31 protein-coding genes are annotated in these 23761 nt (G+C 71.2%); 11 read left to right on the plus strand and 20 right to left on the minus strand.

Annotated elements, in window-relative coordinates; genetic code table 11:
* Together ACE3Q8_RS21215 and ACE3Q8_RS21220 are read right to left on the minus strand one after the other, a co-directional pair.
* The coding region (locus ACE3Q8_RS21215; RefSeq protein ID WP_374472649.1) for a sodium/proton-translocating pyrophosphatase at positions 1-702 on the minus strand (702 nt) is incomplete at its 3' end.
* Positions 703-900: 198 nt separating this feature from the next.
* A complete protein-coding gene (locus ACE3Q8_RS21220; RefSeq protein ID WP_374472650.1) occupies positions 901-1374 on the minus strand; it encodes a hypothetical protein in 474 nt (157 codons plus the stop codon).
* A gap of 118 nt (positions 1375-1492) precedes the next feature.
* Here ACE3Q8_RS21220 and ACE3Q8_RS21225 point away from each other — a divergent pair, with 118 nt between their 5' ends.
* Positions 1493-2533, plus strand: a complete 1041-nt coding sequence (locus tag ACE3Q8_RS21225; RefSeq protein ID WP_374472651.1) for a retroviral-like aspartic protease family protein — start codon at positions 1493-1495, stop codon at positions 2531-2533.
* Here ACE3Q8_RS21225 and ACE3Q8_RS21230 read toward each other — a convergent pair.
* From ACE3Q8_RS21230 to ACE3Q8_RS21265, 8 genes are all read right to left on the minus strand, one after another.
* Positions 2437-2937: an isoprenylcysteine carboxyl methyltransferase family protein gene (locus ACE3Q8_RS21230; RefSeq protein WP_374472653.1), complete on the minus strand. Its 501-nt coding sequence runs from the start codon at positions 2935-2937 to the stop codon at positions 2437-2439. The genes ACE3Q8_RS21225 and ACE3Q8_RS21230 overlap by 97 nt on opposite strands.
* Positions 2934-3983: a type III polyketide synthase gene (locus tag ACE3Q8_RS21235; protein ID WP_374472654.1), complete on the minus strand. Its 1050-nt coding sequence runs from the start codon at positions 3981-3983 to the stop codon at positions 2934-2936. The genes ACE3Q8_RS21230 and ACE3Q8_RS21235 overlap by 4 nt, the downstream gene beginning before the upstream one ends.
* A 71-nt stretch (positions 3984-4054) precedes the next feature.
* The gene (thiL, locus tag ACE3Q8_RS21240) at positions 4055-5002 is read right to left on the minus strand and encodes a thiamine-phosphate kinase (RefSeq protein WP_374472655.1); all 948 of its coding nucleotides are present in this window, start codon (positions 5000-5002) and stop codon (positions 4055-4057) included.
* Entirely contained in the window at positions 4989-5435 is a 447-nt protein-coding gene (nusB, locus tag ACE3Q8_RS21245; protein ID WP_374472656.1) for a transcription antitermination factor NusB, read from the minus strand. Before nusB ends, thiL begins: the two co-directional genes overlap by 14 nt.
* Complete coding sequence (ribH, locus tag ACE3Q8_RS21250; protein WP_374472657.1) at positions 5432-5890, minus strand: 6,7-dimethyl-8-ribityllumazine synthase; 459 nt, start codon at positions 5888-5890, stop codon at positions 5432-5434. The genes nusB and ribH overlap by 4 nt, the downstream gene beginning before the upstream one ends.
* A gap of 30 nt (positions 5891-5920) precedes the next feature.
* The gene (locus ACE3Q8_RS21255) at positions 5921-6511 is read right to left on the minus strand and encodes a riboflavin synthase (protein ID WP_374472659.1); all 591 of its coding nucleotides are present in this window, start codon (positions 6509-6511) and stop codon (positions 5921-5923) included.
* Positions 6512-7156, minus strand: coding sequence for a RibD family protein (locus tag ACE3Q8_RS21260; RefSeq protein ID WP_374472660.1), 645 nt, complete (start codon positions 7154-7156; stop codon positions 6512-6514). It abuts the gene before it with no gap.
* Between the two features lie 57 nt (positions 7157-7213).
* On the minus strand, positions 7214-8149 hold the full coding sequence (locus ACE3Q8_RS21265) for a LysR substrate-binding domain-containing protein (protein ID WP_374472661.1): 936 nt from the start codon (positions 8147-8149) through the stop codon (positions 7214-7216).
* 109 nt (positions 8150-8258) lie between these two features.
* On the opposite strand from ACE3Q8_RS21265, the gene ACE3Q8_RS21270 reads away from it, so the two are divergent.
* Positions 8259-8543, plus strand: a complete 285-nt coding sequence (locus tag ACE3Q8_RS21270; RefSeq protein WP_374472663.1) for a DUF4242 domain-containing protein — start codon at positions 8259-8261, stop codon at positions 8541-8543.
* A 67-nt stretch (positions 8544-8610) separates the two neighbouring features.
* On the plus strand, positions 8611-9522 hold the full coding sequence (locus tag ACE3Q8_RS21275; RefSeq protein ID WP_374472664.1) for a hypothetical protein: 912 nt from the start codon (positions 8611-8613) through the stop codon (positions 9520-9522).
* 43 nt (positions 9523-9565) lie between these two features.
* On the opposite strand, the gene nrdR is transcribed toward ACE3Q8_RS21275, so the two are convergent.
* Together nrdR and glyA are read right to left on the minus strand one after the other, a co-directional pair.
* Entirely contained in the window at positions 9566-10033 is a 468-nt protein-coding gene (nrdR, locus tag ACE3Q8_RS21280; RefSeq protein WP_374472665.1) for a transcriptional regulator NrdR, read from the minus strand.
* Positions 10034-10064: 31 nt separating this feature from the next.
* Positions 10065-11306, minus strand: a complete 1242-nt coding sequence (glyA, locus tag ACE3Q8_RS21285) for a serine hydroxymethyltransferase (protein WP_374472705.1) — start codon at positions 11304-11306, stop codon at positions 10065-10067.
* Positions 11307-11530: 224 nt separating this feature from the next.
* On the opposite strand from glyA, the gene ACE3Q8_RS21290 reads away from it, so the two are divergent.
* Both ACE3Q8_RS21290 and ACE3Q8_RS21295 read left to right on the plus strand, forming a co-directional pair.
* Positions 11531-11971 carry a MucR family transcriptional regulator gene (locus ACE3Q8_RS21290; RefSeq protein ID WP_374472667.1) on the plus strand — a complete coding sequence of 147 codons (441 nt, stop codon included), beginning with the start codon at positions 11531-11533 and terminating at the stop codon, positions 11969-11971.
* Positions 11968-12207, plus strand: coding sequence for a hypothetical protein (locus tag ACE3Q8_RS21295; protein WP_374472669.1), 240 nt, complete (start codon positions 11968-11970; stop codon positions 12205-12207). The genes ACE3Q8_RS21290 and ACE3Q8_RS21295 overlap by 4 nt, the downstream gene beginning before the upstream one ends.
* 286 nt (positions 12208-12493) lie before the next feature.
* Here the strand turns inward: ACE3Q8_RS21295 and hemA are convergent, their stop codons facing one another.
* Positions 12494-13723, minus strand: a complete 1230-nt coding sequence (gene hemA / locus ACE3Q8_RS21300) for a 5-aminolevulinate synthase (protein ID WP_374472670.1) — start codon at positions 13721-13723, stop codon at positions 12494-12496.
* Positions 13724-13970: 247 nt separating this feature from the next.
* On the opposite strand from hemA, the gene ACE3Q8_RS21305 reads away from it, so the two are divergent.
* Together ACE3Q8_RS21305 and ACE3Q8_RS21310 are read left to right on the plus strand one after the other, a co-directional pair.
* Positions 13971-14264, plus strand: coding sequence for a hypothetical protein (locus ACE3Q8_RS21305; RefSeq protein WP_374472671.1), 294 nt, complete (start codon positions 13971-13973; stop codon positions 14262-14264).
* Positions 14265-14308: 44 nt separating this feature from the next.
* Positions 14309-14671, plus strand: coding sequence for a GFA family protein (locus tag ACE3Q8_RS21310; protein ID WP_374472672.1), 363 nt, complete (start codon positions 14309-14311; stop codon positions 14669-14671).
* On the opposite strand, the gene mmsB is transcribed toward ACE3Q8_RS21310, so the two are convergent.
* From mmsB to ACE3Q8_RS21330, 4 genes are read right to left on the minus strand one after another with little or no spacing between them, the layout of a single operon-like run.
* Positions 14672-15562 carry a 3-hydroxyisobutyrate dehydrogenase gene (mmsB, locus tag ACE3Q8_RS21315; RefSeq protein WP_374472673.1) on the minus strand — a complete coding sequence of 297 codons (891 nt, stop codon included), beginning with the start codon at positions 15560-15562 and terminating at the stop codon, positions 14672-14674.
* 24 nt (positions 15563-15586) lie between these two features.
* On the minus strand, positions 15587-16336 hold the full coding sequence (locus ACE3Q8_RS21320) for a class I SAM-dependent methyltransferase (protein WP_374472674.1): 750 nt from the start codon (positions 16334-16336) through the stop codon (positions 15587-15589).
* Positions 16337-16379: 43 nt separating this feature from the next.
* Positions 16380-17432, minus strand: a complete 1053-nt coding sequence (locus ACE3Q8_RS21325) for an enoyl-CoA hydratase/isomerase family protein (RefSeq protein WP_374472675.1) — start codon at positions 17430-17432, stop codon at positions 16380-16382.
* Positions 17429-18568 carry an isobutyryl-CoA dehydrogenase gene (locus ACE3Q8_RS21330; RefSeq protein ID WP_374472677.1) on the minus strand — a complete coding sequence of 380 codons (1140 nt, stop codon included), beginning with the start codon at positions 18566-18568 and terminating at the stop codon, positions 17429-17431. The genes ACE3Q8_RS21325 and ACE3Q8_RS21330 overlap by 4 nt, the downstream gene beginning before the upstream one ends.
* Before the next feature lie 87 nt (positions 18569-18655).
* On the opposite strand from ACE3Q8_RS21330, the gene ACE3Q8_RS21335 reads away from it, so the two are divergent.
* From ACE3Q8_RS21335 to ACE3Q8_RS21345, 3 genes are read left to right on the plus strand one after another with little or no spacing between them, the layout of a single operon-like run.
* Positions 18656-19135 carry a hypothetical protein gene (locus tag ACE3Q8_RS21335; protein ID WP_374472679.1) on the plus strand — a complete coding sequence of 160 codons (480 nt, stop codon included), beginning with the start codon at positions 18656-18658 and terminating at the stop codon, positions 19133-19135.
* On the plus strand, positions 19132-20148 hold the full coding sequence (gene hemB / locus ACE3Q8_RS21340; RefSeq protein WP_374472680.1) for a porphobilinogen synthase: 1017 nt from the start codon (positions 19132-19134) through the stop codon (positions 20146-20148). Before ACE3Q8_RS21335 ends, hemB begins: the two co-directional genes overlap by 4 nt.
* A complete protein-coding gene (locus ACE3Q8_RS21345; protein ID WP_374472681.1) occupies positions 20145-20531 on the plus strand; it encodes an NUDIX domain-containing protein in 387 nt (128 codons plus the stop codon). The genes hemB and ACE3Q8_RS21345 overlap by 4 nt, the downstream gene beginning before the upstream one ends.
* Before the next feature lie 14 nt (positions 20532-20545).
* Here the strand turns inward: ACE3Q8_RS21345 and ACE3Q8_RS21350 are convergent, their stop codons facing one another.
* The 3 genes from ACE3Q8_RS21350 to ACE3Q8_RS21360 are packed head-to-tail and all read right to left on the minus strand — an operon-like array spanning position 20546 to position 22782.
* Positions 20546-21409, minus strand: coding sequence for an alpha/beta fold hydrolase (locus ACE3Q8_RS21350; RefSeq protein ID WP_374472683.1), 864 nt, complete (start codon positions 21407-21409; stop codon positions 20546-20548).
* A 9-nt stretch (positions 21410-21418) separates the two neighbouring features.
* Entirely contained in the window at positions 21419-21895 is a 477-nt protein-coding gene (locus ACE3Q8_RS21355) for a GNAT family N-acetyltransferase (protein WP_374472685.1), read from the minus strand.
* On the minus strand, positions 21892-22782 hold the full coding sequence (locus tag ACE3Q8_RS21360) for an NAD(P)-dependent oxidoreductase (protein WP_374472686.1): 891 nt from the start codon (positions 22780-22782) through the stop codon (positions 21892-21894). Before ACE3Q8_RS21360 ends, ACE3Q8_RS21355 begins: the two co-directional genes overlap by 4 nt.
* A gap of 55 nt (positions 22783-22837) precedes the next feature.
* On the opposite strand from ACE3Q8_RS21360, the gene ACE3Q8_RS21365 reads away from it, so the two are divergent.
* Positions 22838-23743, plus strand: coding sequence for a flagellar motor protein MotB (locus ACE3Q8_RS21365; RefSeq protein ID WP_374472688.1), 906 nt, complete (start codon positions 22838-22840; stop codon positions 23741-23743).
* The last annotated feature ends 18 nt before the right edge of the window (positions 23744-23761 follow it).

The following is a 23761-nucleotide window of genomic DNA, read 5'->3' on the forward strand; positions in this document are numbered from 1 at the left end:
GGTCTCGAACAGGTCGGCGGCCATGCCGGCGCAGTCGCCGACGTTGTCACCCACATTGTCGGCGATGGTCGCCGCGTTGCGCGGATCGTCCTCGGGGATGCCGGCCTCCACCTTGCCGACCATGTCGCCGCCGACGTCCGCCCCCTTGGTGAAGATCCCCCCGCCGAGACGGGCGAAGATCGAGATCAGGGAGGCGCCGAAGCCCAGGGCGACGAGGCTGTCGACGACCTCGCGGCTGGTGGCGTCCAGGCCGAGCGGGCCGGTGAGCACGGAGAAGTAGACGGCGACGCCCAGGAGGGCGAAGCCGGCCACCAGCATGCCGGTGACCGCGCCCGACCGGAACGCCAGCGAGAGGCCCTTCTCGAGGCTCTCGGAGGCCGCCTGGGCGGTGCGCACGTTGGCGCGGACCGAGATCAGCATGCCGGCGAAGCCCGCGAGCCCCGACAGCACGGCGCCGATGGCGAAGCCGATCGCGGCCAGCGGCCCGATGAGCAGCGCGACCACGATGAGGATCACGACGCCGACGATGGCGATGGTGGTGTATTGCCGCCGCAGGTAGGCCTGGGCCCCCTCCTGGATGGCGGCGGCGATCTCCTGCATGCGGGCCGATCCGGCCGAAGCCTTCAGCAGCATGCTGGTCTGCACCGCCCCGTAGAGGACGGCGAGCAAGCCGGCGATGATCACCAGCGTAAGCGTACTCATGTGTGGCGCACCCCTTTGCGATTGCGCGGAGGGGACCTTGCCGGCGTCACTAGGTCAGGTACGCCGGGCTCTCCCTACCCCTGGTTTCCCCATGTCGGAGCGCATCTCTTGAATCCGGCGCTCCTGAACAGACGAAGCGACACTGCCAAGGAAAACCGGGGGGCGCAACGGTGGCGAGCAAGGGTCGCCGAGCGCCGTTCACACAGGCGGGGCGGAATCCCGCACCGTCGAGGACCGGGGGACCACCGCCCGGCCGCGCGGCGCCTGGGAGGTGACGACCACCGAGCGCACCACGCCGGGGCCGGTGATCCGCACCGCGTCGCGCATCAGCGTGGCCGTCAGCCGCCCGGTGTCGATCTTCTGGTAGTCGCTGGCCAGGGTGAACGGCGTGCGATGGCCGGCGCGGACCAGGGCGTCGCGGAAGAAGGGCTCGCGCGCCCGCCACTGCGAGGTGTTCGCGCCCGGCGCCAGGTTGATGCGCACGTAGACGAAGACGTAGTTCACCAGCCGCCCGTCGACGACGATCGGCAGGCCCACCGGCGCGAGGTCCACGTACTGGCCCACCTCGGCCTTGGCCTCGCCCTCCCCCTTGGGCTTGCTCCCCCCGCCGGACGCGGCGGCCGGCCCCGCGGCGAGCAGGACGGCGAGGGCGATGAAGGCGCGGCGCAGCATGGCGCGGAGCCTGCCCGAAGATCGTTGCCGCAAGGTTGCCCCGCGCCGCGGCCCAGCGTGACCGTTCCAGCGAACAGTGATATCCTTCCGGCAACAAGATAACGGGAGGAATCGCGCCATGTCCGCCACCCGACGGCAGGCGACGGCCGGCCTGCTCGCGGCGGCCGCCGCGTCCCTGCTTCCCCTGCCCGGCCGCGCCCAGCCGGCGGCGGTGGAGGCGCCCGACGACCCCGACGCCCCCGCCGTGGAAGTGGGGGCCGAGGAGACCGCCAACGAGCACCTCCTGGCCCCCGTGACCATCAACGGCCGCGGCCCCTACCGATTCCTGCTCGACACCGGCGCGAACGCCTCTTGCGTGTCGCACCGGCTGATGGACGAGCTCGCCCTGACGCCCGGACCTCCGACCCGCGTCCACACCATCGTCGGCGCCCGGATGCGCCCGAGCGCCATGATCGACCAGTTGCAGGTGGGCGCGCGCAGCCGGAGGCGGGTCCTGGCCCCGGCCCTGCCGATCCGCGGGCCGGAGGTGGACGGAGTGCTCGGCGTCGATTGGCTGAAGGGCCAGCGCCTGGTGCTCGACTTCAAGCGCTCGTCCATCGAGATCACCCGCAGCCGCGCCGAGCGGGCCGAGGAAGGGCGCGTGATCGTGCCGGCCAAGCGGCGCCTGGGGCAGCTCACCATCGTCGACGCGGACCTCCGGGGCGAGCGGATCAGCGCCATGATCGACTCCGGCGCCCACGTCAGCCTGTGCAACGCCGCGCTGCGCCGCAAAGTGCTGGAGGCCGAGCTGCGGCGCGGCCAGGCCGAGCCGCCGGTGAAGATCGAGCTGGAGACCCTGGCCGGCGAACGCTTCACCGGCCAACTCTTCTACCTGCCGTTCCTGCGGCTGGGCGGGCTGCACCTGGGCAATGTGCCGGTGGTCTACGCGGACATGCACGTGTTCAAGGTCTGGGGCCTCGACGAGACGCCGGCGCTGGTGCTGGGCATGGACCTGCTGAAGCAGTTCGACGCGGTGGCGCTGGACTTCGGCCGCTCGCAGGTGCGATTCGACATGTCCGAGCCTCAGCGGGCGGCGGACGCCTCGCGCAGCGCGCCGTTCTCGGCGCGGATCCGGACCCACAGCACCGAGGCGTTCATCACCGAGAAGGCGATGGCGTAGTTCGTCAGGCCGAAGACCAACGGCAGGACCGCGATCTCCGCCGCCACCACGGCGTAGTTCGGGTGGGGGATGAAGCGGAACGGCCCCCGGCTGACCAGGGGCTCGCCCGGCAGGGTGATGATCCGCGTGGTCCACCGCTCGCCCAGCGTGGCGATCACCCACACCCGCAGGAGCTGGAGGACCACGAACACCGCCAGCCAGCCGAGGTTCGCCGGCTCGTCCCAGGCCAGCCACCAGAGGCCCGCCAGCCAGGCGGCGTGCAGGCCGACCAGGATCGGATAGTGCGCGGCGCCCGTCTCCACCCCGCCGCGCGCCAGCAGCCGGCGCGTGTTGCGGCTGGCCAGCGCCAGCTCGCCCAGGCGCTGGAGCGTCACAAAGGCGAGGATGCCGGCCGGCAGGATCATGCGGCGCGCAGGGTCACGGTGCTGGCGGTGAAGCCGGGGCCGAGGGCGGTCACCACGGATCGCCGGGGAAGGCCCACGCGCCGCGCGCGGTCGAGCACGTAGAGGACAGTCGGGGCGGACATGTTGCCGTGATCCGAGAGCACCTGCCGCTCATGGTCCAGCGCGCCCTGGCCGAGGTCAAGGGAGCCCTCGAGCGCCTCGATCACCTTCATGCCGCCGGGGTGGCAGACGAAGCGGTCCACGTCCGGCACGGCGAGGTCCTGCGCGCTCAGCATGGCGTCCATGGCCGGGCGCAGGTGCTTACGGGCGAAGGGCGGGATAGCGCGGGCGAAGATCACCCCCAGCCCCTGGGGGTCGACCCGCCAGCCCATGATGTCGAGGGTGTCGGGCCAGGTGTGCTCCGCGACGCCCTCCACCTGGGCGAAACCGTCCTCGCCGGACCGCAGGACGCAGGCGGCCGCGCCGTCGCCGAACAGGGCCGTGGCGACAATGTCGGCCTTCGACGGCTCGTCCATGCGGAACGAGACGGTGCAGAGCTCCACGGTGACGAACAGCACCCGGCAGCCGGGCTGGGCGGCGGCCAGCCGCGCCGCCAGAGCCAGCCCGGTGGCGCCGCCGGCGCAGCCCAGGCCGAACACCGGGACGCGGGCGGCGTCCGGCCGAAAGCCGAGGGCGCCCATGGCCCGCGCCTCCAGGCTGGGCGTGGCGATGCCCGTGGAGGACACCGTGACGATGACGTCGATCTCCCCGCCCGTCAGCCCGGCCTCGTCCAGCGCGCCCCGCGCCGCGCGGGTGAACAGGTCCACGGCCGCCGCCGTGTAGGCCTCCATCCGCTCGGGCCAGTTTCGCGGCTGCAGGTACCACTCCATCGGCATGGCCGACTGGCGGGTGCGGACGCCCGCGCTCTCGAACACCGGCGCCATCCGTTCGAACTGGGGGAAGCGGTCGCGGAACACGCCGCGGGCGGCCTCCGCCACATCGGCCTGTGGCAGCTCGTGCGGCGGCTGCGCCGTCGCGAGCGAAATCAGCCCCACGGGCGTGGACATTGGATGGCTCCCACCGGCGCGCAACACGCCTCAGCAGCAACCCCCGCCACAGAACGAGGTTCCGACTCTTGTCAGATGTGACGCCAGCCGCCGTGGCCGGAGTCCAGGAAGCGGCCGCCCATGCGCACCGACACCCCCTCGCCCACCGAGGCTTCGCCGATCACGGTGAACCCGGGGGGCTTCGGCGCCTCGGGCCGGATGGTGCAGACCACCTCGTAGTCGTCCCCGCCGGTGGCGAGCCGCAGGAGCGCGGCGGTCGGGTCCGCCTGCGCCTCCAGCCAGGTGGCCGCGCCGCGCGAGAGCGGGATGCGCTCCAGGTCGAGGGTGAGCCGGACGCCGCTGGCGCGGGCGATGTGGCGAGCGTCGGCGACCAGGCCGTCGGAGACGTCCGCGGCGGCGGTGGCGTGGCGGCGCAGGGTCTCGCGGACGTCCAGCCGCGGCTGCGGAAGCTGGTAGCGGAAGACGAGGTCGCCCTCCGGGTCCTCCAGCTCGCCGCGCACGGCGGCGAGGCCGAGGACGCCGTCGCCGATGGTCCCGCTGACCAGGACGTGGTCGCCCGGCCGCGCGCCCTTGCGACGGATCATGCCGCCCTCCGGGACCCAGCCCATCGCAGTGAGGCTGACGGTGAAGGGGCCGGTGGTCGCCACAGTGTCACCGCCCAGGAGGTCGACGCCGAAGCCCTCCAGGTCCGCCGCCAGGCCCTTGGCGAACCGCTCCCGGTCGCGCGGCTCGAAGCCGGTGGGCCAGCCGACCGCCAGGAAGCAGGCGAACGGCTCCGCCGCCTTGGCCGCCAGGTCGGAGAGGTTCACCCGCAGCAGCTTGCGGGCGACCAGGTCCGGCGCCTCGCCGTGGGGGAAGTGGACACCCTCCACGAGCGCGTCCTTGGTGACCACGAGGTCGTAGCCCGGCCGGGAGGGGATCACCGCGGCGTCGTCCAGCAGGTCGAAGGCCCCCGCCGCCCCGTGGGTCAGGGGGCGGAAGAGCCGCTCGATCTCGCCGAATTCGTCAGGTCCGGACATCCTGGGCCACAGCGTCGAGCGCACCGTTCACGAAGCCCGGTTCCGGGCCTTCGAAGAAGGACTTGGCGAGCTCGACGTATTCGTCGATCACCACTTCGGTGGGGACGTCGGCGCGGTGCGCGAGTTCGAAGACGCCGGCGCGGAGGATCGCGCGCACCGTAGCGTCCAGGCGCTCCAGCCGCCACCCCTGGGCGAGGCGGCGGGCGATGGCGGCGTCCACACGCTTCTGCTCGCCCACCACGCCGCGGACCAGATCGGCGAAGAACGCCTCGTCGGCGCCGGCGAGCGTCACGTCCTCGACGTCGCGGTCGAAGCGGTGGTCGGAGAACTCCCGGATCACCGCCTCGGCGCCCACGGACGAGACCTCCATCTGGTAGAGAGCCTGCACGGCGGCGAGACGGGCCACGGAGCGGGCCTGGCGGGGCGTGCTCATCGGCGGCCGCCCAGGAACTGCTGGCGAAGCTCGACCATGGTCAGGCAGGCCCGCGCCGCGCCGCCGCCCTTGTCCCCCTCGCTGATGCGCGCGCGGGCCCAGGCCTGGTCCTCGTCCTCGGTGGTGAGGATGCCGTTGCCGATGGCCAGCCGCTTGCCGATGGTCAGGTCCATGATCCCGCGGGCGCTCTCGTTCGAGACGATCTCGAAGTGGTAGGTCTCGCCGCGGATCACGGTTCCGAGGGCCACGTAGCCGTCGTAGCGCACGCCCTCGCGACCGCCTTCCTCGGCGAAGGCGATCGCCCCCGGGATCTCCAGGGCGCCCGGCACCGTCACCACGTCGTACTGCGCCCCGAACGCCTTCAGCGCGTCGGTGGCGCCCTCCAGGAGGGCGTCGGCGAGGTCGTCGTAGAAGCGCGCCTCCACGATCAGGATGCGGATCGGCTCGTCACTCATCAGGGGGCCTTGTGAAGTTGGGAGGTCCCTTTAGGCCGTTTCGCGCCAGCGGGCGAGATAGCGCGCCAGCATATCGATCTCGAGGTTGACCCGGACGCCCGGCGCGAGCTGTCCGAGCGTGGTCACGTCCCAGGTGTGCGGGATGAGGTTGACCCCGAACACGTCGTCCTCGACCTCATTGACGGTCAGGGAGACACCCTCGACGGTGATCGAGCCCTTGGGGGCGATGTAGCGGTGCAGCGGCCTCGGCACGCGGATCCGGACGCGGTGCGACCCGCCCTCCTCGGCCACCGAGATCACCTCGCCCACCCCGTCCACGTGGCCGGAGACGATATGCCCGCCCAGCTCGTCGCCGACCCGCGCGGCGCGCTCCAGGTTCACCCGGCGGCCCTCCTGCCAGTCGCCGAGGGTCGTCTTGTCGAGGGTCTCGCCCGAGACCTCCACCGCGAACCAGCCCTCGCCCTTCTCCACGACGGTCAGGCAGCAGCCGGCGTGGGCGATGGACGCGCCGAGGTCCACGGTCGACAGGTCGAAGGCCGTCTCGATCTCGTACCTGCGGTCGCGGTTGGTCTGGCGCACGCTGCGGACGCGGCCGACGTCGGTGACGATGCCGGTGAACATCTAGATCCTTTCGTATCGCTCCCAGAGGTCGTCGCCGACCTCGCGGACCCCGGTGCGCCGGAAATGGGGCGCATCGGCAAGCCCTGCAATGGCCAGGGCGCCCACGGCGGGGCGGCCCTCGCCGCCGATGACGATGGGCGCGCGGAACCACTCGATGGCGTCCACCAGGCCGCAGCGCAGGAAGCTCGCCGCCACCTGGCCGCCGCCCTCCACGAACAGACGCTGAAGGCCCTCGGCGGTCAGCGCCTGGACAACCGTCTTCAGCTCCGGGCGGTCCTCGCCCACGGCGCGGACGTGGAGGACGCGGACCCCCATCTCCACCAGCGCTGGGTCCGGCTCGGTGGTGGCCACGATGTAGGTGGGGATCTCATGCGCTGTCCGGACCAGCTTGCAGTCCGGCGAGAGGCGCTGGCGGCTGTCAAGCACCACGCGCGCCGGCTGCGGTCCGTTGTAGCCGGGGGTCCGCACGGTCAGCTCCGGATCGTCGGCCAGCGCGGTCTCCACGCCGACCAACACCGCGTCGTGCTCGGCCCGCAGGCGATGGACCTGCTCACGGGCCGGCTGGCCGGTGATCCACTGGCTCTGGCCCGAGGCCGTGGCGATGCGGCCGTCCAGGGACGTGGCGAGTTTCAGGGTGACGCTCATGCCAGGGCGTTCATGGCGGAGAACCGCCCAGGCGCCAAGGCGGCGCCCAAAGCGGCGTCAGGGCTGCGGGCCGGCGACGGCGGCCAGCCAGGTGCGGGTGGCCCGGCTCTCCTCGGCCAGCCATTGGCGGAACCGCTGCACGTGGCGCCGGCCCTGGGTGTCGGCGCGGAAGCGCGCCTGGAAGCCGTGCTCGCTCCAGCGGCCGGTGCCGATCGGGTACGGCAGCCCGACCGCCCCGCGGTCCACCTGGTCGCCGATCAGCGCCAGGCCGCAGAGCGTCACCCCGGCGTCGGCGGCGACCGCGTCCAGGGCCGCGGTGATCCGGCGGAAGCGCAGCCCGCGCTCGGGAGCGCTGCGCTGCACGCCGTTGGCGGCCACCCAGTCCGGCCAGGACAGGCCCGCCGGATCGTCCTTGTAGAAGTCCAGGTGGACCAGCGGGAAGCCTTCCAGCCGGCTCTCCGGCGCGGCGAGCGCGGTGCGCTCGACGTTGAGCGGCGAGGTCACCGGGACCACGAAGTCGCGGAACAAGAGGTCGGTCCGCTCGGCGTCCCTGGCCGCGCCATAGCTGATCTCGCAGTCGATCCGGCCCAGCCGCAGGGGCGCGTCGCCCTCGCCGTTGATGTTGAACCGGACATTCGGGTTGGCGGCGCGGAAGCCGTCGAGCCTCGGGCGGAGCCACAGCTCCACGAAGTCGGACGCGGCGGCCAGGTGGATCTCCTGGCCACGCTGGAGCTCGAGTTCCTGCGCCGCCGTCTCCAGCTCCGCGAAGGCGCGGGTCAGGTGCGGCAGGGCCGCCTCGGCGCCCGGGGCGGCCCGCAGCCCCGAGCGGCCCCGCGCCAGCAGCTCCAGGCCCAGGTAGTCCTCCAGCGCCTTGACCCGCTGTCCCACAGCGGCGGGCGTGATGCCCAGCGCCTGCCCGGCCGCGACGAACGAGCCCTTGCGGAGGGCCAGCTCGAGGGCCTGGAGGGACCGCAGGTGCGTGGGCGCAACCATGGGGCGTTTACTAAGCGAAAGCTTTAGTGGGCGCCAGATTGTTTAGATTGCAGCGTTCTGCGAGCGGCGGGACACTGAGGCCATCGAGGGAGATGCACGGGGCGGCGCCATGGGCCAACTCAGACGTTTCCTGGTCGAGCGGGAGGTTCCCGGCATAGGCGGCATGTCCATTGTCGAGCTGTGCGGGGTGTCTCGCGCCTCGAACCAGGCGATCGAGAAGATCGGTGGGTCGATCCAGTGGCAGCACAGCTATGTCGCCGGGGACCGCACGTTCTGCATCTACCTCGCGGACGGCGAGGCCACGATCCAGGTCCACGCCGAACTCAGCGGCTTCCCGGTGACGCGCATCACCGAGATCCCGCAGATCATCGACCCAACCACCGCCAACAACTAGCGGCGGCCGGCTTCACCCATCGCGGCTCGCGCCCGAGGGGGCGCGCGGCCGCGCGAGGAGAAGATCCATGTTCCAAGGTCATGATTACCAGCGGCTGCTGGAGATCTCGAAACGCGTCAACTGGCGCATCGAGGACATCATCGGCCCCGACCGGCCGATGGATTTCGACCGGCGCTTCCTGCCCGAGAGCTTCGCGCGGACGGCGGAGCTCGAGTTCCTGAGTGGGGCCGAGCGGCTGAAGCTCAACCAGATACGCGGCTTCGGCTACCTGGCCATGTTCGAGCTGGTCGAGCGCTGCATCGTGCCGGTGATCGAGGCGCACGCGCCCTCCGCGCCGGGCCAGCATCCCTACCGCACGCCGGCGCTCGACAACTTCGCCGTGGAGGAGACGAAGCACATCGAGCTTTTCGTCCGCTTCCGGCGCGCCTTCGCCGAGGGCTTCGCGACCCCGTGCGGCTTCATCGGCCCGGCGGACGAGATCGTGGCGACGATCCGCAGCCACGGCGCCCTGGCCATCGCCATCTTCGTACTGGCCATCGAATGGGCCACCCAGCAGCACTGGCTGGAGAGCGTGCAGGAGGACGACGGGATCGACCCGCAATTCAAGAGCCTGCTGAAGCACCACTGGATGGAGGAATCGCAGCACGCCAAGCTGGACGCCCTGATCTTCCACGAGCTGGCCGAGGCGGCGGGGCCGCAGGGCGTCATGGCGGCGGTCGGCGAGTTCCTGCAGATCGGCGGCTTGGTCGACGGCTGGCTGGCCGACCAGACGCGGCTGGACCTCGCCTCCCTTGAGGCCGCCATCGGGCGGCGGCTCGGCCAGGCCGAGCGGGCGCGGTTCCTGGAGCGCCAACACCAGGCGCAGCGCTGGACCTTCCTCGGCTCGGCGCTCGCCAACCAGGGCTTCCTGAAGGCGCTGGGCGAGGTCAGCCCTGAGGGGCGGACCCAGCTCGAGCAGGTGGCGCCCGCCTTCTGCTAGGCCGGCTGGGCGCCGGTCGCGCGGCGGCCGGCGCCCTCCCCGCTCAGCGCTCCTCGTGCTCGCTCAGGCCTTCCTCGCCGAGGAACCGGGCGAAGTCGCCGGTCTCGCGGAAGTCGCGGTACACCGAGGCGTAGCGGACATAGGCCACGTCATCGAGCTGCTTGAGCTGCTTCATCACCAGCTCGCCGATGGTGGAGGACGGCAGCTCCGTCTCCCCCATGCTCTCGAGCTGGCGCACGATGGTGGAGATCATCCGCTCCACCCGGTCCGGCTCGATCGGCCGCTTGCGGATGGCGATGGCGATGGACCGGGCGAGCTTGTCGCGATCGAACGGCGTGCGCCGGCCCGACCGCTTCATGATGGTGATCTCGCGCAACTGGACGCGCTCGAAGGTGGTGAAGCGGCCGGCGCAGGTCGGGCACAGCCGGCGACGCCGGATCGCCGCCCCGTCCTCCGACGGGCGGCTGTCCTTCACCTGGGTCTCTTCGTGGCCGCAGAACGGGCAGCGCATATCTAGCCCCTTTCGCGGCCATCTACCCCTATTACGGGTAGATGGGGAAGCGCCGCGTCAAGGCAACGACCTCGTCGCGCACCTTCTGCTCGACGGCGGTGTTGTCGCCGCCGGCGGCCAGGCCGTCGAGCACCTCGCCGATCCACCGGCCCACCTGGCGGAACTCGCCCGGGCCGAAGCCGCGGCTGGTCCCGGCCGGCGAGCCGACGCGCAGGCCCGAGGTCTGCATCGGCGGCAGCGGGTCGCCGGGGATCGAGTTCTTGTTGGTGGTGATGCCCGCGCGCTCCAGGGCCACCTCGGCGTCGGCGCCGCTGACGCCCTTCGGCGTCAGGTCCACCAGCATCAGGTGGCTGTCGGTGCCGTTGGAGACGATCTTGAAGCCGGCCTGCTGCAGGCTCTCGGCCAGGGCGCGGGCGTTCTCCACCACCTGGCGGGCGTAGAGCTTGAACTCCGGCTTCAGGGCTTCGCCGAACGCCACCGCCTTGGCGGCGATCACGTGCATCAGGGGGCCGCCCTGCAGGCCCGGGAAGACGGCGCTGTCGATCTTCTTGGCCAGCTTCTTGTCGTTGGTCATCACCATGCCGCCGCGCGGACCGCGCAGGGTCTTGTGGGTGGTGGTGGTGACCACGTGGGCGTGCGGGAACGGGTTCGGGTACTCGCCCGCGGCCACCAGGCCGGCGTAGTGGGCGATGTCGCACATCAGGATCGCGCCGACGCTGTCGGCGATCTCGCGGAAGCGCGCGAAGTCGATGTGGCGCGAATAGGCCGAGCCGCCGGCGATCACCACCTTCGGCTTGTGCTCCAGGGCCACCGCCGCGGCCTCGTCGTAGTCGATGAGGTGGTCCTGGGTGCGGACGCCGTAGGCCACCGGCCGGAACCACTTGCCCGACTGGTTGACGCTCTTGCCGTGGGTGAGGTGGCCGCCGTGGTCCAGGTTCATGCCCATAAAGGTGTCGCCCGGCGTCATGGTGGCCATGAACACCGCCTGGTTCGCCTGGCTGCCGGAGTGCGGCTGGACGTTGACGAACTCGCAGCCGAACAGCCGCTTGGCGCGCTCGATGGCCAGGGTCTCGGCCTCGTCCACCACCTCGCAGCCGCCGTAGTAGCGCTTACCCGGATAGCCCTCGGCGTACTTGTTGGTGAGCACCGAGCCCTGGGCCTCGAGCACCGCGCGCGAGACGATGTTCTCGGACGCGATCAGCTCGATCTGCTCCTGCTGGCGCGTCATCTCGCGCCCGATGACCGCGGCGATCTCTGGGTCGCCGGCGGCCACGCCCTGGGTGAAGAACTCGTCGGTGGTGGCTTGCGGAGCGTGCACGTTCAAGGGCGTCGCCTTTCGAGCGGGAGAATCCAGGGCGGGCGGAGAGCGCTCTTTACTCCCATCGCGGCCCGCTTCCAACGGCGGAACCAAAGTCGGCCGACGGCGTTGCAGCCTCACCCGACGTGCACGTGCAACGAGGCGCGTCGGGCTGTGCAGCGTCTGATAAGGGGGACTGAATGAGCGTTGGACCCGACGCCGACAACCGCTCGGGCGAGGACCTGCTGCGTCTCGGAGCGGGAATCGTCGCCGCCTACGTGAGCCGCAACGCGGTCTCCGCCGAGGCGGTGCCCGACATCATCCGCAGCGTGCACCAGACGCTGGAAGGCCTGACCAAGGGCGGCGCCGCGGCCCCGCCGCAGCCCGAGGAACGCCCGAAGCCGGCGGTCCCCATCAGCCGGTCCGTGCAGCACGACTACATCGTCTGCCTGGAGGACGGTAAGCGGCTGAAGATGCTGAAGCGGTACCTGCGCTCGCGCTACAACATGAGCCCGGACGAGTACCGGCGCCGCTGGGGCCTGCCCCCCGACTACCCGATGGTGGCGCCGGCCTACGCCGCCCGCCGCTCCGACTTCGCCAAGCAGATCGGCCTGGGCCGTGGCGTGCGGAGGCGCAAGTGAAGCGCATCGACGCCGAGCTCCGCTCGTTCAACCCCTCCGGTTACGAGATCCTGGACGAGGACCTGCCGACCCGCGGGGAGGTGGTGATCTGGTCCGTCAACCCGGTGGTCCCCCGGCTCGGCGACCTGTTCACCGTGGAGAGCGAGGGCGCGGTCCACGAGGTCGCCGTGGAGGAGCTGACCACCTTCAAGGGCGGCTGGTCCGCCAAGTGCCGCGTGGAAGACGCCCTGGCCTAGGACCCAGACTGGGCCGCGGGCCGGCTTGAACGCCCCGCCCCGTCGCCTATCTCAGGACCCGCTTCGGCGAGCCGGTCCGGGTCTGTGAGTACGGCGACGGCCTGATCACCCGTCCCACCCGGCAAACGCCGCCGAGCCAGCCAGAACAGCGCGCAGCGGTGTAGGAGCCGCCCTGGTCCCTCCTCGGGATGCCGCTCGTTCTGGCGATGGCTCCCCGAAACGCCCGCATACGAAAACGGCCCCGGCGTCGCGCCGGGGCCGTTCGTGTTTCGCCGTGGCGGCCGCGTCAGGCGGCGACGCCGCCCACCCGCTTGATGTTGCAGTGGACCCAGAGGTCCTCCAGCGCGGCGGCCAGCTTGTCCATCATCTCGTCGGTGTGCGCCGGCGACGGCGTGAAGCGCAGGCGCTCGGTGCCGCGCGGCACGGTCGGATAGTTGATCGGCTGGACGTAGATCCCATAGTCCTCGAGCAGGATGTCCGAGATCATCTTGCAGTGGACCGGGTCGCCGACCAGCACCGGAACGATGTGGCTGACGCTCGGCATCACCGGCAGGCCGGCCTTCAGCAGGCGGGCCTTGAGGGTGGCGGCGCGCTCCTGGTGCGCCTCGCGGACCTCGTTGTGCGCCTTCAGGTAGCGGATCGAGGCCACGGCGCCGGCCGCGAGCGCCGGCGGCAGCGAGGTGGTGAAGATGAAGCCGTCGGCGTAGCTGCGGATGGCGTCGACGATCACCGCGTCGGCGGCGATGTAGCCGCCCATGACGCCGAACGCCTTGCCCAGCGTGCCTTCGATGATGTCGATCTCGGCCATCAGCCCGTCGCGCTCGGCGACGCCCGCGCCGCGCGGGCCATACATGCCGACCGCGTGGACCTCGTCGATGTAGGTCATCGCGCCGTACTTGCGGGCGAGGGCGATGGTGCCGCCGATGTCGGCGATGTCGCCGTCCATCGAGTAGACGCTCTCGAAGGCGATCAGCTTCGGCGCGGCGGGGTCCGCCTCGGCCAGGAGCTGCTCGAGATGCTCGAGGTCGTTGTGCCGGAACACCTTGCGCTGCTCGCGCTTGCCGGCGCGGATGCCGGAGATCATCGAATTGTGGTTCAGCTCGTCGGAGAAGACGATCAGGCCCGGCAGGATCTTGTAGAGCGTCGACAGCGACGCCTCGTTGGACACGTAGCCCGAGGTGAACAGCAGCGCGGCTTCCTTGCCGTGCAGGTCGGCGAGCTCGCGCTCCAGCTCGACGTGGTAGTGGGTGGTGCCCGAGATGTTGCGGGTGCCGCCGGAGCCCGCGCCGGCCTCCTCGATCGCCTGGTGCATGGCGTCCAGCACCACCGGGTTCTGGCCCTGGCCGAGGTAGTCGTTCGAGCACCACACGGTGATATCGGAGGTGGAGCCGTCCGGACGGGTCCAGGTCGCGCGCGGGAACTCGCCGCGGTGGCGCTTCAGGTCGGCGAACACGCGATACCGGCCTTCGGCGCGGACCTTTTCGAGGGCGGTGCGGAACGCGTCTCTGTAATCCATCGACCTGAATTCCCGGGCGCTGGATGACCTTGCGCCCATGGTCCCCTTGAATCTAGCCCGCGCTTTTCGCACCGCGGGTCCCGGTTGTCTACTCGACGGGCGCGGCCCGGACATTGACCTGCGTCAACTCAAAGCCTGCACGGGCCACCGCCGATATCGTGGCCCCTCCCCCGGCCGCAAGCGACCGAACCTGCGGCCGCTTGGCGCGCTTAAGCTGACATCCCCTTTCACAGCGCGAGGACCCCAAGTGGCGACGGTGATCCGCATCTACCCCGAGGCCGGCGACGCCGGCATCGGCCCGCACCTGGAGTTCAACCTCTCGGACTTCGGCGGCCAACTCCCCAACACCGGCGACCTGATCATCCAGCCGCGGACCCACGGGCAGCCGAACGGCGAGGTGTGGGAGGTGGCGACCCGCTACTTCGATCCCGGTCCGGGGTTCGACGCCGGCGCCTGCCTGCACGTGATCGTCCGCGCCCGGGCCATGACCCCGGCCGAGCGGGCGCTGCACGAGGGCCTCTCCCCCGCCCTGCCCGCTTGACGGCGGGCCCAGCGGCGGGCCTGCATGCGCGCCGGGAGGACCCTATGCGCGGAAGCTGTCACTGCGGGCGGATCGCCTACACCCTGGACGAGACGCCCACCCAGGCGATCGAGTGCAACTGCTCCATCTGCCGCCGGCGGGGCAGCCTGCTGGCGTTCGCCGCTCCGGAGAGCTTCCACCTGAAGACCTCGCGGGACGAGATCAGCGTCTACACCTGGAACCGCGGCGTGATCCGCCACCAGTTCTGCAAGACCTGCGGCTGCGCGCCGTTCGCCGAGGGCGTGGGGCCGAACGGGCCGATGGTGGCGATCAACCTGCGCTGCGCCAAGGACCTCGACCTCGCCACGGTGGCGATCACCCCCTTCGACGGAGCCCACAAGATCCGCGGGCCCGCGGACGCGTCCTAGCTACTGGACGCTGCGGCCGCGCAGCATCTCGAGGATGGCGCTGAAGTCCTTGCCGCCGCCGCCCAGCCGGTCGAACAGGGCGTAGAGACCCTCGGCCGTCGCGCCCAGCGGGGTCGCCGCGCCCGCCCGCGCCGCGGCCTCCTGCGCGAGCTTCAGGTCCTTCAGCATCATGGCCGTGGCGAAGCCGCCCTCGTAGCCGCGATTGGACGGCGCGGTCGGCACCGGCCCCGGCCATGGGCAGTAGCTCGTCAGGCTCCAGCACTGGCCGGAGGACTGCGAGCTGATCTCGAAGAACTTCGCCGGATCGAGGCCCAGCTTTTCTGCGAGCGCCAGGGCTTCGCACACGCCGATCATCGAGATGCCCAGCACCATGTTGTTGCAGATCTTGGCGGCCTGCCCGGCCCCATGGTCGCCGGCCCGGAAGACCACCCGCGCCATCGGCCCGATGGCTTGCTCGACCTCGGGGTAATCGGCCTCGTCGCAGCCGACCATGAAGGCCAGCGTGCCGGCCTCCGCCGCCGCCGTGCCGCCGGAGACCGGGGCGTCGGCGAACCGGAACCCCGCCTCGCGCGCCTGGCCCGCGACCGCGCGGGCGCTCTCCACGTCGATGGTCGAGCAGTCGATCAGGAGCGCGCCCGCCCGCGCGTTCGGGAACACCTGCTCGGCGTAGACCGAGCGCACGTGCGGACCGGCCGGCAGCATGGTGATCACCACGTCCGCGTCCCGCACCGCCTCGGCGACGGAGCCGGACGCGGCGCAGCCGGCGACGACCGCCTTTTCGAGGGCGGCGGCGGAGAGGTCGAAGGCGCTCACGGCCCGCCCGCCCTTCGCCTGGTTGGCGGCCATGCCGCCGCCCATGTTGCCGAGGCCGATGAAGGCGATGCGGGTCATGAAAACCTCTGACTCTGGAACAGCTTATTTGGGCTTGCGGAACTTGTAGATGAACTGATCGGTATGACCGCGCAGCGCCGGATCGAATACGCCCTTGGTGTGGTCGTCGGCCGTATTGGCCAGCGCCCGGCTCTCGCCCTCGTAGCGGAACCCGGCGGCCTCGAGGTTGCGCCGCACGGCGGCGGGATCGATGCGGTGCAGGGTGTTGGCGGTCTCCGCCACCGGCGCGCCCGCGCTGGCCGCGTGGTCCAGCACGACGAGCACGCCGCCCGGCTTCACGGCGTTGAAGATCGCCTTGTCCACCGCCGGAACGTCCAGGTTGAAGCGGGTCAGGTAGAGGTCGTGGTAGTTCTGGGAGGTCCAGAACACGTCCACCGGCTCCGGCAGGGTGAAGCTGCCGATGCCGGTCTGCACCAGCTTGATGTTGCCGTACGCGGGGTCGGCCGCGATGGCGAGGATCGGCGGCGGCGTGGCGGCGTTGGCCGGCGGGGTATTGGTGATCGCGTAGACGGTCCCCTTCGGTCCCACCGCCTTGGCGAAGATGCGCGTGAAGTAGCCGCCACCCGGGATGAAGTCGGCGACCTTCTGGCCGGCCTTCACCCCGGCGAACTCCAGCATCTCGGCGGGTTTGCGGTCGGCGTCGCGGCGGGTGTCGGCCTCGGGCCGCGCCTTGTCGGCCACGGCGGCCGTGATGTGCCTGCCGGGCTTGGCCTCGGCGACGCCGGCGGAGAGCGCCAGGGCGGCGGCCGCCGCCAGGAGCAGCTTGGTGGTCATGGTCGATGTCCTCCCACGGCGGTCCCTGCGGCCGCGCATACGCTCAAGGTAGAGGCGTCCACTCCTGATCGGAAGGCAGGGGCGCGAAGATCTCGTCAAGCATGGCCTCGGTCACGCCTTCGAGCGTCGGCGGGTCCCAGCGCGGAGCGTTGTCCTTGTCGACGATCACCGCCCGGACGCCCTCGATGAAGTCGTGCCGCTGCACGACGCGGGCCCCGATGCGGTACTCCAGCGCCATGTGCTCGGCGAAGTCCGCCGCTTCCCGGCCGAGCCGCAGTTGCCGGAAGGCGACCTTCATCGTCTGCGGCGACTTGGTCGCCAGCACCTTGAGCTGCTCGCGCGCCCAGTCGGTGTCGGAGGCCTGAAGCGCCGCGACGACCGCCTCCACCGAGCCCAGGCCGAAGACGCGGCGAATCTCGTCCTGATGGGCGGCCAGCGGCGGGCGGCCGGGCTCGGCCTCCAGCTCGGTCAGCAGGGTCTCCATGGCCGCCGGGTCGGCGACCACGCCCGCCTTGAAACGCTCCACGTCCCGGCTTTCGATGTAGTCGGTGGCGACCCCCACCAGCTCGCAGTCGGCGGCCTTGATCCGCGCGCCCGTGAGCGCCAGCCACAGGCCGATGTTGTCGGGCATCCGGGGCAGGTACCAGCCGCCACCCACGTCCGGGAACAGGCCGATCCCCGTCTCCGGCATGGCGAAGGTGGTCCGCTCGGTGGCGATCCGGAAGCGGCACGGCCGCGACAGGCCGACGCCGCCGCCCATGGTGATCCCGTCCATCACCGCCACCGTGGGCTTGGGATAGCCGAAGAGCAGGTGGTTCAGGCGGTACTCGGTGTGGAAGAACTCGCGCGCCGCGATCCCGTCCCCCGCCCCGCTCTCGGCCAGCATCCGGATGTCGCCGCCGGCGCAGAAGCCGCGCTCGCCGGAATGGTCGATCAGCACCAGCGTCACGGCGGGATCGTCGCGCCAGGCGACCAGCGCCTCGATCATCAGCCGGCACATGTTGGTGGTCAGCGCGTGCAGCGCCTTCGGCCGGTTGAGGGTCAGGCGGCCGACGCCGTTCTCGACGCGGACGAGGACTTCGGGTTCTTCGCTCATTGCCGGAACAGCTCCCGCGCGGTGATCACCCGCATGATCTCGTTGGTGCCTTCGAGGATCTGGTGGACGCGCAGGTCGCGGACGATCCGCTCCAGCGGGTAGTCGCGCAGATAGCCGTAGCCCCCGTGGAGCTGAAGCGCCTGGTTGGCGACCTCGAAGCCCGCGTCGGTGGCGAACCGCTTGGCCATGGCGCAGTAGCGCGTCGCGTTCGGGTCGCGCTTGTCGAGCGCGTCGGCCGCGCGGCGGACCATCAGGCGGGCGGCCTCGAGCTCGGTGGCCATGTCGGCGAGGCGCCACTGCAGGCCCTGGAAGTCCTTCAGCGCCGAGCCGAACTGCCTACGGGTCTCGAGGTGCGCCTTGGCGGTGTCCAGCGCGAGCTGCGCGCCGCCCAGCGAGCAGGAGGCGATGTTGATGCGGCCGCCGTCGAGCCCGGCCATGGCGAAGCGGAAGCCCTCGCCCTCCTGGCCGATGCGGTTGGCTTCGGGGACGCGGCAGTCGTCGAAGTTCACCTGGGCGGTGGGCTGGGCGTTCCAGCCCATCTTCTTTTCCTGGGCCCCGAAGGACAGGCCAGGAGCGTCCTTCTCCACCACGAAGGCCGACACGCCCTTCGGTCCCGGGCCGCCGGTCCGGGCCATGACCACGTAGACGTCGGAGGTCCCGGCGCCGGAGATGAACGCCTTCGAGCCGTTCAGGACATAGGCATCGCCGTCCTTCCGCGCGGTCGTCTGCAGGGCCGCGGCGTCCGAGCCCGAGCCCGGCTCGGTCAGGCAGTAGGAGGCGATCAGCTCCATCGTGGTCAGCCTGGGCAGATAGCGCCGGCGCAGCTCGTCCGAGCCGAACCGATCGATCATCCAGGCGGCCATGTTGTGGATCGAGATGAAGGCCGAGGTCGCCACGTCGCCGTAGCTGAGCTGCTCGAAGACGATGGACGCGTCGAGCCGGCTGAGGCCCGAGCCGCCCACGTCCTCGGCCACGTAGAGCCCGGCGAATCCCAGCTCCGCCGCCTTCCTCAGGACGTCGACGGGAAAGTGCTTCTCCTCGTCCCAGCGGGCGGAGTGCGGGGCGAGCTCCTCTGCGGCAAAGGCGCGCGCGGCGTCCTCGATCGCCCTCTGATCGTCGGTGAGGCTGAAGTCCATGATGTCGGGGTCTGATTGACGGGATTGAGGAATTCGCGCCAGTGGCGCACCCTGTCAACATCGGACGGGTTGGCTTGGGGGGCCACCATGACGACGGACTACCTCGGGGCGCAGGCGAGCGACAATTCGCAGAACCTCGCGATGCTGGGTTACGCCCTGCTCTTCGCCTCGATCTTCTTCGCCGGCTTTCCCGCGCTGATCGCGGTGGTCATCGCCTACTCCCAGAGGGGGGCGGCCTCCGGCATGGTCGGCAGCCATTTCGCCTTTCAGATCCGCATCTTCTGGGTCGCGTTCGCGGTCAGCCTGGCGGCCGCCGCCTGCGGCCTGGCGGGGGTCATCGGGGGCCTCGGCGAGGTGCTCGCCATGGCCGAGGTCACCGGCTTGGACCACCTGGAGACCCTCGAGATCCAGTTGCAGGACATCACCATCGGCGCGCGGGTGATCGCGCTGCTGGCGCTCGCCCTCGTCCTGGGCTTCCTGTCGAGCCTGTGGCTGCTGTGCGCGCCTGCGGTGGGCTTCATCCGGCTTGCATCCGAACGGCCTATGGGCGACAGCGCCCGGCCATGAGCCATGCGCCGCTTGCCGCCTACCCCGCCCTGCGTCTCCGCCGCCTCCGCCAGGCCGACTGGGTCCGAAGGCTGGTCCGCGAAACGGTGCTGACGCCCGCCGACCTGATCTGGTCGATGGTGGTGCACGAGGGCGAGGGCGAGGTCCCGGTGGCCTCCATGCCCGGTGTCTCCCGTCTGTCGGTGAAGGGCGCGGCCGAGGCCGCGAAGCAGGCTCGGGCGCTGGGCGTCCCGGCCATCGCCGTCTTCCCGCACATCGACGGCGCCAAGAAGGACGCCCAGGGCACGCTGGCGCACGACCCGAACGGCCTGATCTGCAACGCGGTGAAGGCCATGAAGGACGCCGCCCCCGAGGTCGGGATCATGTGCGACGTGGCGCTCGACCCCTTCACCGACCACGGCCATGACGGCCTGATCGAGGGCGGGCGGATCCTCAATGACGCCACCATCGAGCGGCTGGTCATGCAGGGCCTGGTCCAGGCCAAGGCCGGCTGCGACATCCTCGCCCCCTCGGACATGATGGACGGCCGCTGCGGCGCGCTGCGCCAGGCGCTGGAGGCCGAGGGCCTGCAGGACGTGATGATCATGTCCTACGCCGCCAAGTACGCCTCCGCCTTCTACGGCCCCTACCGGGACGCCATCGGCTCGGGAAAGCTCGGCACGGGCTCGGTGGACAATCCCGGCGACAAGAAGACCTACCAGATGGACCCGGCGAACACCGAGGAGGCGCTGCGCGAAGTCGCCCTCGACATCGCGGAGGGGGCCGACATGGTGATGGTCAAGCCCGGCCTGCCCTACCTCGACATCGTCCGTCGCGTGGTGGACGCCTTCCACCTGCCGACCTTCGCGTTCCAGGTGTCGGGCGAGTACGCCATGCTGATGGCCGCCGCGCAGAACGGCTGGATCGACGAGGACCGCGCGATCCTGGAGAGCCTGGGCGCCTTCAAGCGGGCGGGCGCGGCGGGGATCATCACCTACTTCGCGCCGCGCGCGGCGAGGATGCTCGGCGCGTGATCGTCGAGGTGGTCGGCGCGGTCATCCGCGACGCCGCCGGCCGCCTGCTCACGGTCCGCAAGCACGGGACGCAGCGGTTCATGCTGCCCGGCGGCAAGCGCGAACCGGGCGAGGACGACCTCGCCGCCCTGGTTCGCGAATTGCACGAGGAGCTGGGGGTCAGGCTGACCGCCGCCCGGCCGCTGGGGGTCTTCGAGGCCGCCGCCGCCAACGAGCCCGGCGCCACCGTGCGCTCGCACCCCTATGCGGCCACCGTCGAGGGCGACATCGCCCCGGCCGCCGAGATCGCCGAGCTGCGCTGGATCGACCCGGCCGCGCCCGACGTGGCGCTCGCGCCGCTGCTGGAGGACTGGATCCTGCCGGCTCTTCTTGGCGACTGCTGAGCTCCGCTCCCGGCCTAGGGCCTCAGCCACTCGCCCAGGATGGCGTTCACCTGCTCCGGCGCCTCCTGCTGCACCCAGTGGGACACCTGCGGCAGGCGGCGGATCGTGAGGTCGGCGACGTAGGCGTCCGTGCCGTCGAGCGTTTCCAGCCCGAGCGCCGAGTCCTCCTCGCCCCAGACCACCAGGGTGGGCGTGTCGATCACCGGCCAATCGCGCTCCTGGATCCGGTAGCGCACCGCGGCCCGGTACCAGTTGACCATCGCCCGCATGGCGCCGGGCTTGAGCGCGTTGGCGGCGTAGTGGTCCAGGACCGCGTCGGGGAAGCGGCTCTTGTCCACCGCCATGCCATGGAAGGCGCGGCGGATGGCGCGGGCCTGGCCGGCGGTCAGCATCGCCTCGGGCAGCCAGGGGAGCTGGAAGAAGCCCACGTACCAGGAGCGGCGGCGCTGGGCGGCCGAGGTCCGGAGCACCCGCGCGAACACCGCCGGGTGCGGCACGTTCATGATCACCAATTGCTTCAGCGGGCGGACGCGGTCCGTGGCGAAGGTCCAGGCGACCAGCGCGCCCCAGTCGTGAGCGAGCAGGGTGACCTCGCGGGCGCCGCTGGCGTCGATCAGGGCGGCCACGTCCTCCACCAGCCGGTCGATGCGGTAGCTGGCCACGTCCTGCGGCCGGGGCTCGGTGTCTCCATAGCCGCGCAGGTCCGGCGCCCAGGCCCGGTAGCCGAGCTCGGCCAGGCGCGGAAGCTGATGGCGCCAGGAGTAGCGGCTCTCCGGGAAGCCGTGCAGGCAGAGCGCCAGCCGGTCCCCCTGGCCCGCCTCGTCCACTGCGAAGCGGAAGCCGTTCGCCTCGACCGTCCGCGTGGTGACCGCCCCCATGTCGCCCTCCTAGGTGGTGAAGAACGCGCTCCGGTCCGGGATCCCCGGGAGCTGGATCATCTCGACGAAGCGCAGCCCGATCTTCTCCAGCACCCGCTGCGAGGCGGCGTTGTGGGGGGCGGTGATCGCCACGACCTGCGGCAGGCCCAGCGCCTCGCGGGCGTAACGCAGGACCGCCCCCGCCGCCTCGGTGGCGTAGCCGTGGCCGCCGTGTCGGGCCAGGAAGGCGTAGCCGATGTCCGGGCAGTCCAGGCCTTCCCGGCCGAGGATGATGCCGCACATGCCCAGCGGCTCGCCGGCGGCGTCGCGGACGACGAACCAGTGGCCGGCGCCGAACCGCTCGGCGATGTAGGTCTTCGCCTGGTCGAGGGTGCGGACCCCGCGGTCGCCGATGTTGGCGATCCAGCCCGGATCGTTCAGCAGCTCCAGGACGAAGGCCGCATCCCCCTCGACCGGCGGGGTGAGCGTCAGCCGCTGGGTCCTCACTGCGGCCGCTCCAGGCGGGCGACCAGGCTGGAGGTGTCCCACCGGCTGCCGCCGAGCGCCTGCACCTCGCCGTAGAAGCCGTCCACCAGGGCCGTCATGTCGAGCTTCGCCCCGTTGCGCCGCGCCTCCTCCAGCACCAGGCCCAGGTCCTTGCGCATCCAGTCGACGGCGAAACCGAAGTCGAACCTGCCCTCGCTCATGGTCTTCCAGCGGTTGTCCATCTGCCAGGACTGGGCGGCGCCCTTGGAGATCGCCTCGTAGACGTCCAGTGGTTCGAGGCCCGCGCGCTTCGCGAAGTGCAGCGCCTCGGCCAGGCCCTGGACGACGCCGGCGATGCAGATCTGGTTGCACATCTTGGTGAGCTGGCCGGCGCCCGCCTCGCCCATCCGGCGGATCGCCTTGGTGTAGGGCGCGACCACCGGCTCGATGCGGGCGAAGGCGTCCGGCGCGCCGCCGCACATGATGGTGAGCTGCCCGGTCTCCGCGCCGGCCTGGCCGCCGGACACCGGCGCGTCCACGAAGCCGATCCCGCGCTCGGCGGCCCGGGCGGCCATCTCGCGCGCCACTTCCGCCGAGGCCGTGGTGTGGTCCACGATCACCGCGCCCGCGGACAGCGCCGGCAGGGCCTCGCCCACCACCTGGCGCACGTCGTCGTCGGCCCCGACGCAGAGCAGGAAGACCTCGGCGCCCGCCGCCGCCTCGGCCACCGTGGGCGCCGCGCGACCGCCGTAGGTCTCGACCCAGCGCTCCGCCTTGTCGGGGCTGCGGTTGTAGACCGTGACCTCGTGCCCGGCCCGGGCCAGGTGGCCGGCCATGGGGAAACCCATGACGCCGAGCCCCGCGAACGCGACCTTCATACCCCTCATACTCCGTAAGCTTAGCTGCATCTTAACGGGCGGCCCTCACCCTGCCCCCGTGTAACAGGCCAAGCTGGGGTGAGCCATGGCGGTGGGCGAACAGCCGATCGTGATCAAGAAGATCAAGAAGGGCGGCGGGCACGGCCACCACGGCGGCGCGTGGAAGGTCGCCTACGCCGACTTCGTGACCGCCATGATGGCCTTCTTCCTGCTGATGTGGCTGATCAACACCACCTCGCCCGAGCAGAAGCGCGGCATCGCCGACTACTTCGCTCCGGCGAGCGTCTCGGAAACCACCTCCGGCTCGGGCGGCATCCTCGGCGGCACGGCCCTGGGCGACGACGGCGCCAAGAGCGAGGGCTCGATGCCGATCATCGAGGCCATGTCGCCCGAGAGCCCGAACCCGGACAACGGCAAGACCACCGACGAGGGCGCGCCGGCCTCCGCCGAGGACATCTCCACCGAGGCCCTGCGCGAGGCCCTGCAGAAGCGCGAGGAGGCCGCCTTCCAGTCGGCCGCCCAGTCGCTGCGCCAGGCGCTGCAGGACATGCCCGAGCTCGCCGAGCTGTCGAAGAACATCATCATCGACCAGACGCCCGAGGGCCTGCGGATCCAGCTCGTGGACCAGGAAGGCCGCTCCATGTTCAACCAGGGCTCGTCGCAGCCGAACCCGCGGGCTCAGTTGCTGCTGCGGGCGGTATCCAAGGTGATCAACCAACTGCCCAATCGGGTGAACATCTACGGCCACACCAGCGCGAACGCGAACGGCGCCAAGGCCGAGGGCGACTGGAGCCTGTCGGCGGCCCGCGCCGACGCCGCGCGGCGCGTCCTGCAGGGCGCCGGCGTCGACCCGGACCGGGTCTATCAGGTGGCCGGCCGGGCGACGTCCGAACCGCTCTATCCCGACGATCCGACGCTGCCCGGCAACCGTCGCATCGCGATCGTGTTGTTGCGTGAGGCGCCGGTTCTTCCCCCGGACCGCGGCCTTTAGCGCAAGCGCCTTGCGCTC

The sequence above is a fragment of the Phenylobacterium sp. genome (genome assembly GCF_041913825.1).
In the GTDB taxonomy this organism is placed as follows: Bacteria; Pseudomonadota; Alphaproteobacteria; order Caulobacterales; family Caulobacteraceae; genus Phenylobacterium.